Raw genomic sequence first — 17,730 nt, forward strand, 5'->3', positions numbered from 1 at the left:
TCGGCGTGTACCGTCTCTGATGTCAGTCACTGACATCGCTAGGAGAGAACAATGCGTGTTCTGGTCACCGGTGCCTCGGGCGGGATCGCGTCCGGCGTCGTCCCGGCGCTCATCAACGCGGGCCACCAGGTCGTCGGCCTGGTTCGCTCGGACGAGGGCGAGGCGAAGGTCAAGGCCTACGGCGCCGAGGTGCGGCGGGGCAACCTGGACGACCTCGACAGCCTGCGGGCCGGCGCCGAGGACGCCGACGGTGTCGTCCACCTCGCGTTTAACCACGCCGACTTCGCCACCGCCGGTGCGACCGAACGGGCCGCGATCGAGGCGTTCGGGCAGGTGCTGGCGCGCACCGGCAAGCCGTTCCTGTTCGCGTCGGGCGTCGCGTTGTACAAACCGGGGCAGGTGCTCACCGAGGACGACGCGAGCCCGTTCACCGGCCCGGAGTCGCCGCGCGGTGGCGCCGAGCAGCTCGCGCTGAGCTACGCCGAGCGGGGTATCCGCGCGGTGTCGCTGCGGTTCCCGCCCACCGTGCACTACACCGGCGACCACGGCTTCATCGCGTTCCTCGCGCAGAAGGCCAAGGAGCAGGGTGTCTCGGCGTACGTCGGCGACGGCGCCCACCGGTGGGCGGCGGTTCACCTCGGGGACGCGGCGAAGGCCGTCGCGCTGGCGCTGGAGAAGTCGGCGCCCGGTGCCGCGGTCCACGTGGTGGCGGAGCCGGGTGTCGCCACCCGGGAGATCGCCGAGGCGATCGGCCGCCTGCTCGGCGTCCCGACCGAGTCGGTCACGCCCGAGCAGGCGCAGGCCCGCCTCGGCTTCATCGGCCGGGTGTTCGCCACCGACATCCAGGCGTCGAGCGTGCTCACGCGCCAGCGGCTCGGCTGGGAGCCCACCGGCCCGACGCTGCTCGACGACATCGCCGGCGGGGCCTACCCGGCCTGACCGGCCTCGATCGACCGAGCCTCACAGCCCGAGGGGCTCGGCGGTGATCTCGCTCAGTGCGTCGGGGCTGGGGCCGGTGCCGCGGTACGTGAGGAGCGTGCGTGCGGCGCGGAGGGCGCGCCGGGCGGCCTGGACCCGCTCGGCCTCGGGGAGCGTCTCGATGTCGGCGACCTTCGCGAAGCCGATCACCCGGCGTGCGACCTCGGCCCCGGCGTAGGTCACCGCGTCGGTCCACACCTGGGCGAGCAGGGACTCCAGCACGGTGTCCCCGGCGACCCGCGGGTCGAAGCGCGACGGCCACCGGTCGCGGTAGGTGCGCTCGAACGCGTCCCAGGTGACCCGCCCGAGTCCCAGCAGCTGAGCGGCGCGCGACGACTGGCCCTGCGCGACCGCCCGGGCCGCGGCCAGCACGTAGTTGGCCCAGAGCATGCCCAGGTCGAAGCCGAGCGGCCCGTAGAAGCCGAACTCCGAGTCGAACGCCCGGATCGACGGCGCGTCCCCGAACCGCACGAACACCGAGCCGGTGTGCAGGTCACCGTGGAGCAGCGACTCCGCCCTGGTCATGAACGCGAACTTCGCCAGGCCGGCCGCGTGCCGCACCGCCGGGTCACCGGCGAGCTCGGCCACGTCGGCGACGTTCGCGGGGTGCACCACGTTGTGGTCGTGGTCGACGAACGGCTCGGTGAGGACCAGGTCCTCGGTGATCTCGCACAGCTCGGGGTTGATCGCCCTGGCCACGGCCTGCTTGTGGGCCGCCGAGCCGAGGCCGAACACCGACGTGCCGAAGCCGACGTTCGCGATGTACTCGCCGAGGGCGGAGGCGGCGAGCACGTCGTCGTCCGAGGCTTCGGTGCGCTCGTTGAGCACGGTCCGCCAGACCCGGTGGTCGGAGAGGTCCTCGATCGCCAGCACGTACCGCGTCTCGTCGTAGAAGATCAGGCCGGGGACGTGGGACGGGTCGATCGCCTGGTGGGAGGCGAGCACGTACGCCTCCCGCGAGGAGCGCTCACGCGTCATCGGCCAGCTCGGGTCGGTGCGTACGTACGGCAGCGACTGCTTCAGCACCAGGGACCCGGCGCTGCCCCGCACGATGAACACCAGGTTGAGGTTGCCGTCACCGACCTCCCGGACCTGTTCGATCGTCCCCACCCGGGACGCCAGGTCCGGCAGTGCGGCGATGTAGCCCGGCACCGACTCGACGTCGAGAAGATCCATGGAACCCACCTAGGTCGGCTGGCCGGGGAGCGTCGCCCGGCGGGTGGACAACGTGTAGCTGAACAGCAGCGCGACCAACAGCACCGCGCCCTTCGCGACGTCCTGCACGTAGTACGGCAGGCCCTTCATGCTGAAGCCGACGACCATCACGGTCACCAGCAGGGCGCCGAGCACGGTACCCCAGGCGTTGGGCACGTTCCGGCCGAGCACCGACGTGCCCACCAGCGCGACCGCGACCGCGTCGAGCAGCAGCGAGTTGCCCGCCGAGACGTCGCCCTGCCCGATCCGGGCCGCGAGCAGCAGACCGGCCACCGAGGCCAGCACGCCGGCGGCGACGTAGGCGGCGCTGCGGTAGAGCCCCACCCGGACGCCGGCCAGCCGCGAGGCCTCCGGGTTGGCGCCGACCGCGTAGAGCAGGCGGCCCCAGCGGGTGCGCTCGAGCAGGAACCAGACCAGCACCGAGATGACGATCAGCAGGATCGCCGGGAACGGCACCGGGCCGATCTTGCCCTGGGCCAGGTAGAGGAAGCCGTCGGTGAAGCGCCCCGGTGCGGTGGAACCGTCGTCGAGCGTCATCCGCGACGAGATCGACTTGCCGTCGACGAGCACGAGCTTGAGGCCCATGATCGCGAACATCGTGGTCAGCGTCGCGAGCAGGTCGGGGATGCGTGCCCAGACGATCAGGGCCGCGTTGATCAGGCCGATGACGCCACCGGCGATCAGCACGACGACGATCGCGACGCCGCCGACCTGGTTGCCGATCACCATCGTCCAGGCGGCGAGCGAGACCGCGAAACCGGCGGTGCTGCCGACGCTCAGGTCGAGGCCGCCGACGGTCATGGCGATCGTGACGCCCAGCCCGGCGATACCGACCGGGGCGGCGTAGACGAGCAGCCCCCAGAGGTTGGAGCTCGTCCGGAAGTTCGGTTCGCTGATCAGGAAGTACGCCACCAGCAGGACGGTGACGGCGACGAAGCCGTAACGGACGACGGCTTCGCGAATGGTGGTGCTCACTGCGCGACCTCTCCGGAAAAGGCGCGCACGACGTCGTCGCGGCTGACCTGTGTTACGGGGGAGTCGAGGGTCAGGGCACCCTCGACCAGGACGAGAACGCGGTCGGCGATCTCCAGGACCTCGTCGACGTCGGCCGAGAGGACCACGACCGCTCCGCCGGCGTCCGCGACCGCGCGGACCTGCTCACCGATGTCGCGGCGGGCACCGAGGTCGACACCGCGGAACGGCTCGTCGAGCAGGAGCAGCCGGGCGTCCTCGACCAGCCAGCGGCCGACGACGACCTTCTGCTGGTTGCCGCCGGAGAGCTCGTTGAGCTCGGTGCGTGGCCCGCGGGCGACGATGCCGAGCTTCTCGATGACGGTCGTCGCGCGGTCGCGCTCGGCGCCCTGGTCGAGGACGCCGAGCGAGCTGGCGACCTTGGTGATGAACGGCAGGCTCAGCGTGCGCTGGATCGACCAGCCGGGGAGGAGCGCCTGGTCGGCGCGGTCCTCCGGCACGAGGTAGACGCCGCGGCGGATGGCCTCGCCGGGGGAGCGGGGCGCGGTCGCCGAGTCGGCGAACTCGGCGGTTCCGGCCGGCCAGCGCGCCGACCCGAACAGGCCGTGCGCCAGCTCCGACTTCCCGGCCCCGATCAGGCCGACGATCCCGGTGACCTCGCCGGCACGCAGCTCGAGGCCCAACTCCGGGCTCTCCGCGAAGAGCCGCACGCCGCGCAGGCTCACCACGGCTTCCCCGGGCACCGTCGCGGTCCCCGCGGTCGGCTCGTCGTGCTCGAGGACGGTGGCCCGCAGCCCCTCGGCGCCGGCTCCGAGCATGGCCGGGAGAATCACTTCCCAGCTCAGCGGCTTCGGCACGTCGGCGGTGACCCGCCCGTCGCGGAGCACCACCGCGCGGTCGGCGATCGCGTCCACCTCGCCGAGCCGGTGGCTGACCAGTAACACCGCGAGCCCGTCCGCACGCAGCTGACGCACGACCCCGAACAGCCGGTCGGCCTCGGCCGACGACAACGCCGACGTCGGCTCGTCGAGGATCAGCAGCTTCGGGCGCTGCAGCAACGTGCGCGCGACGACCAGCAGCTGGGCGTCGGAAATGCCCAGCGTCGCGACGTCCCGCCGCAGCACGGCGTCGGACCAGCCGAGATCGAGCACCTCGACCGCACGGCGGGCGACCTCCAGCACCTCGCGACGGCGGAGCGCCCAGGACGCCCCGCCCCCGGCGAGCTCGTCGAACGCGAGGTTCTCGGCGACCGACAACCCCGGCACGATGCCCTCACGCACGCGCTGGTGCACGGTCGCGATGCCGAGCGCCCGCGCCGAGGTCGGCGAGGCCAGCCGCACCGGCTCCCCGTCGACGAGGATCTCGCCGGTGTGGTCGGGGTGCGCCCCGGCCAGGATCTTGATCAGCGTCGACTTCCCGGCGCCGTTCGCGCCCAGGAGCGCGACGACCTCACCGCCGGTGATCTCCAGGTCCACGCCGCGCAGGACGACGTTCGGACCGAACGACTTGCCGACGCCCCGTACCGAAACCGTGGCGGCTTCGGTACGGGGCGTCGATACAGGCGAGCTCATTGGTTCTCTTGGTGACTAGGCGGCGTTCGGCAGCCAGTCTGCCACCGACACGGTGTCCAGCTTCAGCTTCGGCTCGGCCTTCACGACGTCACCCACCGTGGTGATGTTCTTCTCCTTGAGCACCTGCTGGGTGATCAGCACACCCGGGAACTGCACCGAGGGTTCGTTGAACTGACCGGCGAGCTTCAGCGCGATCGTCCGCACCACCGCGGCGCCGATCTGGCCCGGGTCGGTCGCGGCCGTGGCCACCCACGGGCTGCCCGCGGCGGTCATGACCTCGAGGTCGGCGTTCGAGATGTCGATGCCGTAGACCTTGACCTTGTCCTGCAGGTTGTTCTGCTTGACGGCCTGGACGACACCCTTGGTGATCTCGTCGTAGGGCGCGAAGATCGCCTTGACGTCGGGGTGCTGCTTGAGCGCCGCGTCGACGAGCGGGATGTTGTCGGTGGCGGTCGACTCGGTGACCTTGCCGGTGAAGAACACCTGCTGGAGCTTGTTGTCGGCGATGACCTTCTTCCAGACCGCGCCGCGCCGGTCGAGCGGGGCGAAGCCGGTGGCCGAGACCAGGCCGACCTTCTGGTTCTGGCCGATGTCCTTGACCATCTGGTCGAGCACGGCCTGGGCCAGGCTCTCGTCGGACTGGCTGGTGTTGATGTAGCCGGTGACGTCGGCGGGCAGCGCGACGTCGTAGACGATCGTCGGGATGCCGGCGGCGACGGCCTTCTTCACCAGCGGGGCGATCGTGTCGGTCTGGCCGTGGTCGACGATGATCGCCGCCGGCTTCGAGTCGATCGCCTGCTGCAGGTCGGAGGCCTGCTTGGCGTTGTCGTTGCGGGCGTCGGTGACGGTCAGCTTGATGTTGGCCGCGGTCGCCTGCTTCTGGGCACCCTGACCCCAGGCCTCGAAGTAGTCGCCCGCGCCGCTCTGCCGGACGAGAGCTACCGTTACCGGGTCGGCGTCGAACGGCTTGGGGAGCGGTGCGCTGGCCGTCGGGCCGGTGGACGGCGAGGACGAAGCGTCACTCTCCGTCGAGTCGCTCTGCGAGCAGGAGGCGACGGCGAGCAGCGCGGCGAGCGCGCTGGTCGCGAAGAGCACGGTCCGGCGCGGACGCCGGGCAAGGGTCTTGATGGGCACGTCTTAGAGCATGCATCCTGACCAGGAAGAACTCCTAGCGGCGGGGTAGGAATCCCAGCATGCGGACTGCAGCAAGGTGGAGGTTGTCATGACATTACTGACTGTTTGGGCCGACGATTCCCCGGCCGAGCCGGAGCTGCGGACCGAGGACCCGACAGAGATCGCGGCCGTTCTCAAAGAACACGGCGTTCGGTACGAGCAGTGGCCGCTGCAGGATCTTCCGGACGATTCGACCAACGAGGACGTTCTGGCCGCGTACTCCGACCGGATCGACGCGGTGAAGAAGACCGAGGGTTACATCCTGGTCGACGTCGTGCAGATGCGGCCGAGCGACGATCCGTCGTGGCCGGAGCTGGTGCGCACCTCGCGCGAGAAGTTCCTCAACGAGCACACCCACGACGACGACGAGGACCGGTTCTTCGCGTCCGGCTCGGGCATTTTCTACCTGCACGTCGGGGGCAAGGTGCACGCGGTGTTCTGCGAGGCCGGTGACCTGCTGTCGGTGCCAGGCGGCACCACGCACTGGTTCGACATGGGCACGAACCCGGAGTACAAGTCGGTCCGGTTCTTCCACGACGAGGACGGCTGGGTGGGCAACTTCACCGGCAGCGCGATCTCGTCGCAGTTCCCGACGTACGACGAGATCGCGGCCACCCGCTAGCTGTAGCCGGACGGTTCGGGGTAGGCGCCACGCAGCAGGTGGTCGCCTACCTCGATCGCTTTGTGCGAGACCGGGTCGTGCAGCGTCAGCGTCCGGACGTCCCGCCAGAACCGGTCGAGGCCGGTGCCGGTCTTGGTGGCCCGCGCGCCGGTGAGCTCGAACACGCCCTGGGTGGCGTCGAGCGCGGCCTTCGTGGTGACGACCTTCACCGCCGAGAGCTCCACCGAGACCTCGCCGCGCTGGTCGTGGCCGAGATCCCAGCCCTGCGCGGCGGCGGCCACCCACGCGGCCGCGGCGCGGTCGGTGAGCGCGCGGGCGGCACGCACCTGCGACTCCAGCTCGCCGTACTTCACCCGCACCAGCGGGTCGTCGGCCGCCTCGGCGACCCCGGACGTCGCCCACGCCCGGGACTTCGTCCGCGTGTACTCCGCGCCGAACCGCAGCGCACCCTCGGCGGTCGCCACCGCGAGCAGCCCCAGCAGGACCTGGAATCCCAGCGCCGACAGGCTGGGATAGGGCGGTGCGCCCGGGTCGGTCTGCTCGCCCGGCCCCAAAATGTCCTCGTCGGCGAGAAAAGCCCCGTCAAAAGCAATGGATCCGGACGCCGACGCGCGCTGGCCGAGCGAATCCCAGTCCTCGCCGTGCACGACACCCGCGGTGCGCGTCGGCAGCGCGAAGCCGTACTTCTCGCCGGTCACGGTGTCGGTGCCGGACGCGATGACCCGGTCGGACACCTCGGCGCCGGTCGCGAAGAACTTCTTGCCCCGGACCAGGTAACCGCCGGTCGTCGGCTCGAGCTCCAGGCCGGCGTCACGCGGGTTGCCCGCGCCGCCCCACAGCCAGTTGTTCGCGGCCGTCTCGGTGGCCAGCCGCTCGACGACGTCGACGCGCCGCGCCAGCCGGGTACGCCAGCTGTGCAGGTAGTGGTATCCGAGCACGTGCCCGATCGACGTGTCGGCCCGGCCGACCCGCGCGACCACGTCGAACGCGGTCAGCCAGCTCCCGCCGTGGCCGCCGTTGCGTGCCGGGATCAGCAACGGCAGCAGGCCTGCGCTGCGCAGCAGCTCCACCTCCGCGTGCGGTGCCGCGCCGGCACGGTCACGGGCGACGACGTCGGTGCTGAGCCGGGACGCGACCTGATCGGCGACGGCGACCCAGCGCTCGTGCTCGGCCGGGTCGGGTGGGTCGGTGGCGGTGTCCGGGTGTTGCGGGTCGGTCATGGGGCGAAGTATCACTCAGCGCAGGTGCGCGTAGCTCTCGGGGTTCGCGTCGAGGTACTGGGCGAACGTCGTCGCGGGGTGCCCGGTGAGGCGCTCCACGGCGTCGCTGACCCGGCTCAGCGAGCCGTCGGCGATCGCCACGTACGAGGTGACCCAACCGTCGACCTCGAAGTCCGGCGCCCCGTGGACGGCCCGCGACGCGTACGCCTCCGCGACGGTCTCCTCGTGGTACCGGATCGGCCGGCCCACCCGGCGTCCCAGCTCCTCGGCCGCCTCCGCCAGGCTGATCGCCTCCGGGCCGGTGAGCTCGTAGGTCCGCTCGCCGGGACCCGGGTCGGTGAGAACGGCGGTGACGACGTCGGCGACGTCGCCGGGGGCCACCGCGCTGACGCGCCCGGTGCCGCCCGGGCCGCGCAGCACGCCGTCCGGGCCGACCAGGGCGGGAAGCATCGACGTGTAGAACGAGTCGCGCAGGAACGTGAAGCCGAGCCCGGTACCGCGGATGTGCTGCTCGGTGTGCCAATGATCACGGCCGAACGTGAACGTGCAGTCCGGCGCGGCGCCGAGGAACGACAGGTACACGATCCGCTCGACCCCGGCCGCCACCGCCGCGTCGATCACGGTCCGGTGTTCGGCGACCCGGTCCGCGGACTCACGTCCGGAAACCAGGAACAGGGTGCCGACGCCCTCGAGCGCGCCGCGCACCGCCGGCCCGTCGGCGTAACCGGCTCCGATCGACACCCGCGTACCCGGTGAGGGCACCGAACCGCGGACCAGGAGCCGATGAGGTACGCCCGACGCGGCCAGCTGCGCCGCCACCCGTCCGCCGACCTGCCCGGTCGCGCCGGTCACCGCAATTTCACGTGTCACTTGGTCACCTTATGGTGGGGTACGTGATTGCTCAGAGTGCTGAGTCGACCACGCGGAATCGATCGAGCGGCCACACTGAGGGTTCCCGAGGTGAGGAGACCCGGTGGCGGACGCCCGCAAGCTTCTGGAGGATTACGTCAGCTCGGGGAAGGTGATCCAGCTGGCGACGCTGGACGCCACCGGAGCGCCGGTGGTGTGCAACCTCTGGTTCGCGAGCGCGTTCGGCCCGGACCGGATCTGGTTCATGTCCCGCCCCAACCGTGAGCACTGCGCGAACCTCCGCGCCGATCCGCGCGTCGCCGGCGCGATCCTCGCGATCGAGCTCGAAGGCATCGAGCAGGACGTCCGGGGAGTGACGTTCGTCGGCGCGGGCCGGGAACTGCCGACCGTCGGCATCGACGAGCAGATCGCCGCTTACGCCGGCCGCTGGCCGGAAGCCGCGGACGCGATCGCACCGGAGGCGTTGGCCGCCGAGGCCACGCCGCACCGGCTGTACGAGATCACGGTCGAGAAGTGGGTGCTCTTCGACGAGCTTTTTTACCCTGACCAACCGAAACAGCCGGTGCGGGTCAGCGGCTAGCCGGCGGCCAAGGCGGCGCGGACCTTGTCGGCGGGGCCGGTCACGGCGTCCTGGAGGGAGTCGCCGGCGTAGATGCCGCCGTAGGCCGGGGTGCCCGGCTGGTAACGACGGCCCTCGGCGAGCGGGCCGGCGTCCACCGCGTCGTAACCGATCGTGTCCAGGAACGCGGTCGCTGCGGCCTTGGCGTCGGCGTCGTCACCGGCGATCGCGAGCGCCGACCGGTCCGGCGCGCCGCTCGGCCGGGCCAGCGAACGCAACGTCTCCCAGTAGATGTTGTTGAACACCTTCACCACGTGCGCGCCGGTCAGGTGCTCCTGCAGGAGCTCGCTGGCCGTCGTGGAACCGTCGTCGAGCGCGGGGAACTCCCCGTCGCGGCCCGGGTAGTAGTTGTTCGTGTCGAGCACGGTCTTCCCGGCCAGCGGCTCGGCCGGAACCTGCCGGTACTTCCCGAACGGCACCGACACCACGACCAGGTCGCCGGCCGCGGCCGCCTCGCTCGCCGCGGCCGCGCGTGCCTTCGGGCCGAGTTCGGCCACCAGCTCGGCCAGCGTCTCCGGGCCGCGCGAGTTGCTCACGACGACGTCGTAGCCGGCCGCCACCGCGAGCCGGGCGACGGTGCCACCGATGTGTCCACTGCCGATGAATCCCACAGTCGTCATGTCGACGCCAACCCGGTCGCCGGGCGGTCCATTCCGTCACCGCACCCGGCGCAGCCAGCACTCGTCGCCGTTCTCGTCCTCGAGGAGGAGGCGGGTGCTCGTCAGCCCGCGGATCGACCACGACTCCGTGCCGAGCCCGGCCCGGACCCGCAGCGTCGTACCGCTCCGCGAGTAGGCGAGCGCGTAGGTGTCCGCGGTGTTCGGGTCGTCGGGCACCTCCACCTGACGCACCTGGATCGACCCGTGCGTGGTGAACGTGAACTCGCGCCGCCTGATGCCGGATTCCTCGACCATCGCGGCCGGCCCCCACGGCACCGAGCACCCGGTGAGGTCGACGGGTTGCCAGACGTTGCCCTCGAGTACCGCCGCCGCGGCCTCGCCGGCCACGAGCGCCTGCGCGGCGCCCGGGGTCTCGGAGGCCGACCCGCACCCCGCCAGAACGGCCGCGGCGACGAGCGCGAGCGCGGTGATCCGGACCATTCCCAGTCCCCCCGATTAGTCCCGTTACCTCCGTTTTCGCATTATTGGTTGCCCCGGTTTCAGAACCGGCCGGACGCGCCCGGAAATAGACTCGAGCGTGTTCACCAAACGCTTCACGGTCGTGCCCGCCGCCTACGTGATGCTCCGCGACGACGACCGGGTGCTGCTCCAGCTGCGTCAGCACACCGGCTACCTGGACGGGCACTGGGCGCTCGGCGCGGCCGGCCACGTCGAGCGGGGTGAGTCGGTGTTCCAGGCCGCGTGCCGGGAGGCCGCCGAGGAACTCGGCGTCGGGATCGAGCCGGACGCGCTGACGCCGCTCTGCGTGATGCACCGGACCCGCGGGTCGGGCCACGCGATCGACGAACGTGTCGACTTCTTCTTCGAGTGCCGGACGTGGCGCGGCGAACCGCGGCGGCGCGAACCGAAGTACGCCGCTGACCTGCGGTGGGTGACGCTGGACGCGCTCCCGGAGCCGGTCGTACCGCACGAGCGCCACGTCCTCGAAAAGCTGCGTGACGGGACACTCGAGCCAGTTGTACCGTTCGGTTTCTGATGACCGGCAGCCTGGAGTTCCACAGTCCGCTCTCACCGGAACGCGCCCGGCGCATCGTCGAACGACTCGCCCGGAGTCGGCCGGCGACCGTGCTCGACGTCGGCAGCGGCTGGGGCGCGCTCCTCCTGCATCTGCTGGACGCCGTCCCGGCCGCGACCGGCGTCGGGATCGAGATCAACCCCGGCGACGTGGCCCGGGGCCGGGCACTCGCACGCCGCCGTGGCCTGGCCGACCGGGTCGAGTTCGTCGAGGAGTCCGCGGTCGGCACCGAGCGGGGACCCGCGGACCTCGTGCTCTGCGTCGGGTCCGGCCACGCGCTCACCGACGTGCCCGGCGACTTCGCCGGCTCGCTGCGTGAACTGCGTCGGCTCGTCGCGCCCGGCGGACGGGTGCTCTACGCCGAAGGCTTCTGGCAGCGCACCCCCACCGACGCCGAGCTGGCGCGGATGTGGCCCGGTGCCGCCGTCGACGACCACACCGACCTCGCCGGCCTCGTCGAGCTCGCGGTCGGGGCCGGGTTCCGGCCGGTGTGGACGGAGACCGCCACCGAGGACGAGTGGGAGCAGTTCGAGTCCGGCTATCAGGCCGAGGTGGAGGAGTGGCTGGCCGCCGAGCCCGACCACCCGGACGCGGCGGCCCGGCGTCGGAAGGCCGACAGCCATCGGGCGAGCTGGCTCAGTGGGTACCGCACCGTTCTGGGTATGGCGTATTTGACCCTGGCGCCGGTCGGGCGGTAGCCGATCGGACTCGGGCGGCGCGAACGTGACCCGGAGGACCGGTGGAGGGCCAACCGGGCAACCACGATCTACCAGGGGGGCAGAGGGGGATGGCGAGCCGGTTGCCGTGCTGCCCCGAGCCGGCACGGATCCCGGCGCTCGCCTGCCCGAACGGACACTGCCCCTCCGACCTTGCGTAAATCTTGTGCGGTGGCCGAGTCCCTGTTTACTGGGGAGTCACAACTACGGGGGAGGGGACGAATGCCCCAGTTCCGGCTGCTCGGACCGCTGGAGATGACGGTCGGGGATCGGGTCGTGAACCTGGGGCCGGTCAAGCGCCGGGCTGTTCTCGCGGCCCTGCTCGTCGACGTCGGCCGGCCGGTCCGGGTCGAGACGCTCGTCGACCGCGTCTGGGACGACGAGCCGCCGGCCAAGGCGCGTGACGTCCTCTACGCGCACATCGCGCGGATCCGGAGCGCGTTCGTCGGGTCGAACGTCGTCGTCGAGCGTCGTTCGGGCGGGTACGCGCTGCACGTCGACCCCGACCAGGTCGACGCGCACCTGTTCCGCCGCCTGGTCGCCGAGGCGCGCGCGGAGGGCTGCCCCGACGAACGCCGGGCCACGTTGTTGCGTGCCGCGCTCGACCTGTGGCAGTCCGCCCCGCTGGCGGACGTGCCCGGCAGCTGGGCGGCCGGCGTGCGTGAGAACCTCGAACAGCAGCGCCGCAGTGCGGTCGCGCTCTGGGCCCGCACGCTGAGTGATCTGGGGCGGCCGGCCGCCGTCGTCGACACCCTGCGTGAGCTGGTGACGGCCGAGCCGCTGGCCGAACCGCTGCTCGTCGAACTGGTGCGTGCGCTGCACCGGGCCGGTCGCACCGCGGAGGCGCTCGACACCTACGCCCGCGCCAGGGCACGAATCGTCGACGCCCTCGGCGTGGAGCCGGGGCCGGAGCTGCGCGCGACGTACGAGGCCGCCCTCCACGCCGACGACCAGCCACCCCCGACGAGACCCGGAGCCGCGCCGGGAGCGACGGAGCCGCCCCCGGCCACGGCTGAGATCACCGCGGACGACGCCGGGACCGTGCCCGGCGCGGGCCGACCCGTACCGGCGCAGCTGCCGGCCGACGTCCCGGCCTTCATCGGGCGCGAACCGGCGCTGCGCGAGCTCACCGAGCGCCTCGCCGGCCCCCGCCCGACCGGTGCGGTCGTGGTGTCCGCGGTGGACGGCACCGCCGGTGTCGGCAAGACCGCGCTCGCCGTCCGCTGGTCCCACCGGATCCGCGACCGTTTCCCCGACGGCCAGCTCTACGTCGACCTGCGTGGGTACGGCACCGAACCGCCGGTGGCCCCGTCCGCCGCGCTCGCCGGTTTCCTCACTGCGCTCGGCGTCGCCGCGCGTGACGTTCCGCTCGGCACCGACGAGCGCGCCGCGCGCTTCCGCACCGAGGTGTCCGGGCGGCGGCTGCTGCTCGTGCTCGACAACGCGTCCTCGGTCGAGCAGGTCCGCCCGCTCTTACCCGGCTCACCGACCTGCGCGACGCTCGTCACCAGCCGCGATGTGCTCAGCGGTCTGGTCGCGGTGGACGGCGCGCACCGGATGTTCCTGGACCTGCTGGAACCGGCCGAGGCGATCGCGCTGCTCCGGTCGCTGGTCGGCCGCCGGGTCGACGACGATCCGGACGCGGCCGAGGAACTGAGCGAACAGTGCGGGCGGTTGCCGCTCGCGCTCCGGATCGCCGCCGAGCTGGCCAACGCCCGCCCGCGGAGCCCGCTGGCCGACCTGGTCGCGGAGCTGGCCGATCACCGTGCCCGGCTGGAGCTGCTCGACGTCGGCGGCGATCCGCGCGCCGACGTGCGTGCCGTGTTCTCCTGGTCCTACCAGCGCCTCCCCGAGCGTGTCGCGCGCATGTTCCGGCTCCTCGGCGCGCACCCGGGTGCGGAGTTCGACGCCTACGCGGCCGCCGCGCTCGCGGATGTCGACGTGAGCGACGCGGTCGGTGCGCTCGACGCGCTGGCCCGCGCGCACCTGGTCCGGCCGGTGGCGGCCGGGGCCTACGACCTCCACGACCTGCTGCGTGCCTACGCCCGGTCGGAGTCCGAGCCGAGCGACGACGCGGACGCCGGGACGAGGCTGTTCGACTACTACGTCGCGGCCTCCTCCGCCGCGATGGACGTGCTCTACCCGGCGGAACGGCACCGGCGCCCGGCCCCACCGACGATCCGGACGCCGCTTCCGGTGTTCCCGGCGGCCGAGGACGCCCGGGCGTGGCTCGACCGGCATCGGGCGGTGCTGATCGAGGTCGCGCAGTACACGGCGGCGCGCGACCGGTCCGACGTCACCGGCGCGCTGGCCTCGACGCTCTACGTCTACCTCGACAACGGCGGGTACTCCGCCGACGCGCTCACCGTGCACAGCTGCGCGCTCGACGCCGCGTCGCGGGCCGGCGACCGGGCCGGGGTGGCCGCCGCGCTCTCGCACCTCGGCGTCGTCTACTGGCAGATGGGTCGGTATCCCGACGGGCTGGAGCACCTGGAGCGGGCGCTCGTGGTGTTCCGCGAGCTCGGCGACGCGGTGGGGGAGGCGCGGACGGTCGGCAACCTCGGGGTGATCTGTCAGCAGACCGGCCGCTACGTCGAGGCCGAGGGGCACCACACCGCCGCGCTCGCGCTGTTCCGCACGATCGGCGACCGGGTGGGGCAGGCCAACACCGAGACCAACCTCGGCGACATCCTGATGCGGCTCGGCCGGAACGAGGAGGCGATCGACCTGCTGGCCGACGCGCTCGAGCAGTTCCGCGTCCTCGGGCACGACGGGGGAGAGGCGACCGCGCTCACGAACCTCGGCGAGGTGCACCTGAGCCTCGGGCGGCCGGGGGAGGCCGCCGGTTACCTGCGTCAGGCGGTGGCGTTGTTCGCGGCGATCGGCGAACGGTACGGCGAGACGTGCGCGCTCAACGGCCTCGCCGAGGCGGAACTCGGCCGCGGCTCGGCGTCGGCGGCCGACCGGTTCGCCGAGGCGCTCGCGCTGGCCACGACGATCGGCGAGCGCGCCGAGCAGGCCCGCGCGCACCTGGGCCTGGCCCACTCCACCGACCGGGTCCGCGACCACCTCGAACACGCGCTGGCGCTCTACACCGACCTCGGTTCTCCAGCCGCCGACGACGTCCGCAAGCAGCTGGAGAACCTCGGGCCGGGCTAACTCAGCACTTGGACTTGTAGACGGCGCTGGCGCCGTCGCCGTCGATGTTGTCCTTGGTCAGGATCGTGAAGCCGGTCTGCACCTTCGGCGTCACGCTGCCGCCGTCCAGCGACGCCACCGCCGCGTCGACGCCGAACTTGCCGATCTCGGCCGGTTGCTGCGCGATCAACGCCTGCACGGTGCCGGCACGCAACGCGGCGACCTGGTTCGGTCCGGCGTCGAAGCCGACCACCTGGATCTTGCCCGCCTTGCCGGACTGCTTGATGCCGGTCGCCGTGCCCTCGGCCGAGAACAGGTTCAGCGCGAACACCCCGACGATGTCCGGGTCCTTCTGCAGCGCGGCGCTGATCAGGTTCGACGCCGTGGCCGGGTCGTTGTTCGAGTACTGGATACCGACGTAGGTGAACTTCGAGTCGCCCTTCACCGCGTCCTCGAAGCCCTTCGCGCGCTGGTCGGTCGTCGAGATACCGGGCGTGACGCCCATCGCCAGCACCTTGCCGCCCTGCGGAGCGAGCTTCTGGATGGCCTCGAACGCGGCCTTGCCGCCGCCGATGTTGTCCGACGCGATCGCCGAGACCGCCACCGACGGGTCGTCGACAGTGGTGTCGACGAGCACGACCTTGACCCCGGCGGCCTTGGCCGCCTTCAGCGGCCCCTGCATCGCGGTGACGTCGGTCGGCGCGACCAGCAGCGCGTCCGGCTTCGACGTGACGACCGAGTCGACGATCGGCTTCTGCAGTGTCGGGTCGAACTTCGTCGGGCCCTGCGTCTTCACGGTGACGCCGAGCTTCTTCGCCTCGGCTTCGATCCCGCACTGCATCGTGATGTAGAACTCGTCGCCTTGGACGCCCTGGACGAACTGGATGTCGTAGTTCTTGCTGGCCTTGTCGACCGAGGCCTGCGACGAGGCGGCGGGCCCGTTGTCGGCGGCGGATCCGGTGTCGTCGGAAGGCTTGGAGGAGGAGCACGCGGCCAGCGCGAGCGTGGCGACGCAGACGACGGCGAGGGGCAACTTTTTCATGACGACGCCTTCCCAATCAGCATTGACCGGAGAGAGGAGCGTTTGGCGCCGGAACCGCGGGCGGCGGCCTTCCGGCGACTCTGGTCGAAGTAGACGGCGGCGACCAGGACCGTGCCGACGGCGACGCCCTGCCAGAACGGCTGGACGCCGACGATGACGAACCCGGCCTGCAGCACCGCCGGGATGAACAAGCCGACCACGGTGCCGAAGATCGAGCCTTCGCCGCCGAAGATCGAGGTACCGCCGATGACCACGGCGGCGATCACGTTGAGGTTGGTGAGCGACTGGCCGGCGATCGTCGTCGTCCCGAACTGCGACAGCGCGAGCACGGCGGCGAAACCGGAGAGCAGGCCGGCCAGGCCGTAGACCTTGATCAGGTGCCGGTCGACCCGGACGCCGACCCGCCGGGCGGCGAGCTCGTTCGAGCCGACCGCGTACGTGTAGCGGCCGAACTTCGTCCGGTGCAGGATCACGCCACCGATGACGACGACCACGAACGCGGTGAACGGCAGCGCCGGGATGCCGAGGATCTTGATGTAGGTGTTGTAGTCGGTCATTACCTCCGGGACGGCCCGGATGTCGATGCCGTCGGTGATGACCTGGGCCAGGCCGAGCGCCACCGACAACGATCCGAGCGTGACGATCAGCGGCGGGATCTTGGCCTTCGCGACCAGGACGCCGTTGAGGACGCCCCAGGCCAGGCCGGAGACCAGCGCGGCCAGGATGCCGAGACCCGCGACGCCCCAGCCTTCGCCACCGGCGGCTTCCATGGTCTTGGCGCTGATCACCGACGCGAAGACCAGCACCGAGCCGACCGAGAGGTCGATGCCGGACGTGACGATCACGAACGTCATGCCGACGGCGATGACGGCCCAGACCGCGACGTTCTGCGAGATCAGCGAGAAGTTGCTGGTGGAGAGGAAGCGGTCGCCGGCGACGACCGAGAAGAACAGCACGATGAGCAGCAGCACGCCGAGGATCCACACCGACTGCAACGCTCCCAGCCGCTGCAGCAGCGACGGGTTCTCCTCCTCGACGACGTCGTCGGGCAGGGTCTCCGTGGCCGTCATCGGGGGACCTCCAGGGAGCCGGTCATGGCGCCCACCAGCTGGTCGACGGTGGTGTCGGCGGCGGCGAACGTCGTGACGCGCGTGCCCAGGCGCAGCACCTGGACGCGGTCGGCCACCTCGAGCACCTCGGGCATCGAGTGCGAGATCAGCACGACCGCCACACCCTTGTCGCGCACCCGCTTGATCGTGTCGAGGACGTTGCGGGTCTGTACGACGCCCAGCGCGGCGGTCGGCTCGTCGAGGAACACCAGCCGCGCGGCCCAGGTGATCGCCCGCACGATCGCGATCTGCTGACGCTGCCCACCCGACATCGAGCCGACCGGCGCGTTCAGCGCCCGGACCGTGCCGCCGAGCTCGGCGAACCCGGCCGCGGCCCGCGTGCGCATGGCCTTCTCGTCGAGGAACCCCAACTTCCCGAGCACACCGCGGCGGGGGATCTCCCGGCCCAGGAACATGTTCTGCACCGGGCTGAGGTGCGGCGCGAGCGCGAGGTCCTGGTAGACGACCTCCATGCCCAGCGCGGAGGCCTGCTGCGGGGTCGTGATCCGCACCGGCGATCCCTCGAACAACAGCTCGCCGGAGTCGAGCTCCAGGTTGCCGGAGAGCGCCTTGACCAGAGTGGATTTGCCGGCCCCGTTGTCGCCGATCAACGCGGTGACCTCGCCCGGGTACACCTCGAAGTCGACGTCGCGGAGTGCTCGTACGTGTCCGAAACTGCGGTTGAGTCCCCGTGCTTCGAGGAGCGGCGTCGTCAAAACGGATCACCCCGTTCATCCGGTGGTAACGCACACTAGGCGTGTCCTGCGTCACTGTCACCGGTGACAAGTAA

17 protein-coding genes are annotated in these 17,730 nt (G+C 71.5%); 6 read left to right on the forward strand and 11 right to left on the reverse strand.

Annotated elements, in window-relative coordinates:
- Positions 1-51 precede the first annotated feature (51 nt).
- On the forward strand, positions 52-939 hold the full coding sequence (locus ABD437_RS24055; RefSeq protein WP_344651176.1) for an SDR family oxidoreductase: 888 nt from the start codon (positions 52-54) through the stop codon (positions 937-939).
- A gap of 21 nt (positions 940-960) precedes the next feature.
- Here the strand turns inward: ABD437_RS24055 and mtnK are convergent, their stop codons facing one another.
- The 4 genes from mtnK to ABD437_RS24075 are packed head-to-tail and all read right to left on the reverse strand — an operon-like array spanning position 961 to position 5,870.
- Positions 961-2,154: an S-methyl-5-thioribose kinase gene (gene mtnK, locus ABD437_RS24060; RefSeq protein WP_344651177.1), complete on the reverse strand. Its 1,194-nt coding sequence runs from the start codon at positions 2,152-2,154 to the stop codon at positions 961-963.
- 9 nt (positions 2,155-2,163) lie between these two features.
- Positions 2,164-3,168, reverse strand: a complete 1,005-nt coding sequence (locus ABD437_RS24065; RefSeq protein ID WP_344651178.1) for an ABC transporter permease — start codon at positions 3,166-3,168, stop codon at positions 2,164-2,166.
- Positions 3,165-4,736, reverse strand: a complete 1,572-nt coding sequence (locus tag ABD437_RS24070) for a sugar ABC transporter ATP-binding protein (RefSeq protein WP_344651179.1) — start codon at positions 4,734-4,736, stop codon at positions 3,165-3,167. Before ABD437_RS24070 ends, ABD437_RS24065 begins: the two co-directional genes overlap by 4 nt.
- A gap of 15 nt (positions 4,737-4,751) precedes the next feature.
- Positions 4,752-5,870, reverse strand: a complete 1,119-nt coding sequence (locus tag ABD437_RS24075; RefSeq protein WP_344651180.1) for a substrate-binding domain-containing protein — start codon at positions 5,868-5,870, stop codon at positions 4,752-4,754.
- Between the two features lie 88 nt (positions 5,871-5,958).
- Between ABD437_RS24075 and ABD437_RS24080 the strand changes: the two genes are divergently transcribed.
- Positions 5,959-6,531: a 1,2-dihydroxy-3-keto-5-methylthiopentene dioxygenase gene (locus ABD437_RS24080; RefSeq protein WP_344651181.1), complete on the forward strand. Its 573-nt coding sequence runs from the start codon at positions 5,959-5,961 to the stop codon at positions 6,529-6,531.
- Here the strand turns inward: ABD437_RS24080 and ABD437_RS24085 are convergent.
- The gene (locus tag ABD437_RS24085; protein WP_344651182.1) at positions 6,528-7,751 is read right to left on the reverse strand and encodes an acyl-CoA dehydrogenase family protein; all 1,224 of its coding nucleotides are present in this window, start codon (positions 7,749-7,751) and stop codon (positions 6,528-6,530) included. The genes ABD437_RS24080 and ABD437_RS24085 overlap by 4 nt on opposite strands.
- Before the next feature lie 15 nt (positions 7,752-7,766).
- Positions 7,767-8,621, reverse strand: coding sequence for an SDR family oxidoreductase (locus tag ABD437_RS24090; RefSeq protein WP_344651183.1), 855 nt, complete (start codon positions 8,619-8,621; stop codon positions 7,767-7,769).
- 103 nt (positions 8,622-8,724) lie between these two features.
- Here ABD437_RS24090 and ABD437_RS24095 point away from each other — a divergent pair, with 103 nt between their 5' ends.
- Positions 8,725-9,201, forward strand: coding sequence for a pyridoxamine 5'-phosphate oxidase family protein (locus ABD437_RS24095; RefSeq protein WP_344651184.1), 477 nt, complete (start codon positions 8,725-8,727; stop codon positions 9,199-9,201).
- On the opposite strand, the gene ABD437_RS24100 is transcribed toward ABD437_RS24095, so the two are convergent.
- Together ABD437_RS24100 and ABD437_RS24105 are read right to left on the reverse strand one after the other, a co-directional pair.
- The gene (locus ABD437_RS24100) at positions 9,198-9,860 is read right to left on the reverse strand and encodes an NADPH-dependent F420 reductase (RefSeq protein WP_344651185.1); all 663 of its coding nucleotides are present in this window, start codon (positions 9,858-9,860) and stop codon (positions 9,198-9,200) included. The genes ABD437_RS24095 and ABD437_RS24100 overlap by 4 nt on opposite strands.
- A 36-nt stretch (positions 9,861-9,896) precedes the next feature.
- Positions 9,897-10,340: a hypothetical protein gene (locus tag ABD437_RS24105; RefSeq protein ID WP_344651186.1), complete on the reverse strand. Its 444-nt coding sequence runs from the start codon at positions 10,338-10,340 to the stop codon at positions 9,897-9,899.
- A gap of 97 nt (positions 10,341-10,437) precedes the next feature.
- Between ABD437_RS24105 and ABD437_RS24110 the strand changes: the two genes are divergently transcribed.
- From ABD437_RS24110 to ABD437_RS24120, 3 genes are all read left to right on the forward strand, one after another.
- Positions 10,438-10,896 carry an NUDIX hydrolase gene (locus ABD437_RS24110; protein ID WP_344651187.1) on the forward strand — a complete coding sequence of 153 codons (459 nt, stop codon included), beginning with the start codon at positions 10,438-10,440 and terminating at the stop codon, positions 10,894-10,896.
- The gene (locus tag ABD437_RS24115; protein ID WP_344651188.1) at positions 10,896-11,633 is read left to right on the forward strand and encodes a class I SAM-dependent methyltransferase; all 738 of its coding nucleotides are present in this window, start codon (positions 10,896-10,898) and stop codon (positions 11,631-11,633) included. Before ABD437_RS24110 ends, ABD437_RS24115 begins: the two co-directional genes overlap by 1 nt.
- Before the next feature lie 240 nt (positions 11,634-11,873).
- Positions 11,874-14,810, forward strand: coding sequence for an AfsR/SARP family transcriptional regulator (locus ABD437_RS24120; protein ID WP_344651189.1), 2,937 nt, complete (start codon positions 11,874-11,876; stop codon positions 14,808-14,810).
- A gap of 1 nt (position 14,811) precedes the next feature.
- Here ABD437_RS24120 and ABD437_RS24125 read toward each other — a convergent pair whose 3' ends face one another.
- The 3 genes from ABD437_RS24125 to ABD437_RS24135 are packed head-to-tail and all read right to left on the reverse strand — an operon-like array spanning position 14,812 to position 17,656.
- A complete protein-coding gene (locus ABD437_RS24125) occupies positions 14,812-15,831 on the reverse strand; it encodes an ABC transporter substrate-binding protein (RefSeq protein WP_344651190.1) in 1,020 nt (339 codons plus the stop codon).
- The gene (locus tag ABD437_RS24130; RefSeq protein ID WP_344651191.1) at positions 15,828-16,901 is read right to left on the reverse strand and encodes an ABC transporter permease; all 1,074 of its coding nucleotides are present in this window, start codon (positions 16,899-16,901) and stop codon (positions 15,828-15,830) included. Before ABD437_RS24130 ends, ABD437_RS24125 begins: the two co-directional genes overlap by 4 nt.
- Positions 16,898-17,656 (reverse strand): ATP-binding cassette domain-containing protein, encoded by a 759-nt coding sequence (locus ABD437_RS24135; protein ID WP_344651192.1) that lies wholly within the window; start codon positions 17,654-17,656, stop codon positions 16,898-16,900. Before ABD437_RS24135 ends, ABD437_RS24130 begins: the two co-directional genes overlap by 4 nt.
- Positions 17,657-17,730 lie beyond the last annotated feature (74 nt).

Source organism: Cryptosporangium japonicum (assembly GCF_039524755.1).
In the GTDB taxonomy this organism is placed as follows: domain Bacteria; phylum Actinomycetota; class Actinomycetes; order Mycobacteriales; family Cryptosporangiaceae; genus Cryptosporangium; species Cryptosporangium japonicum.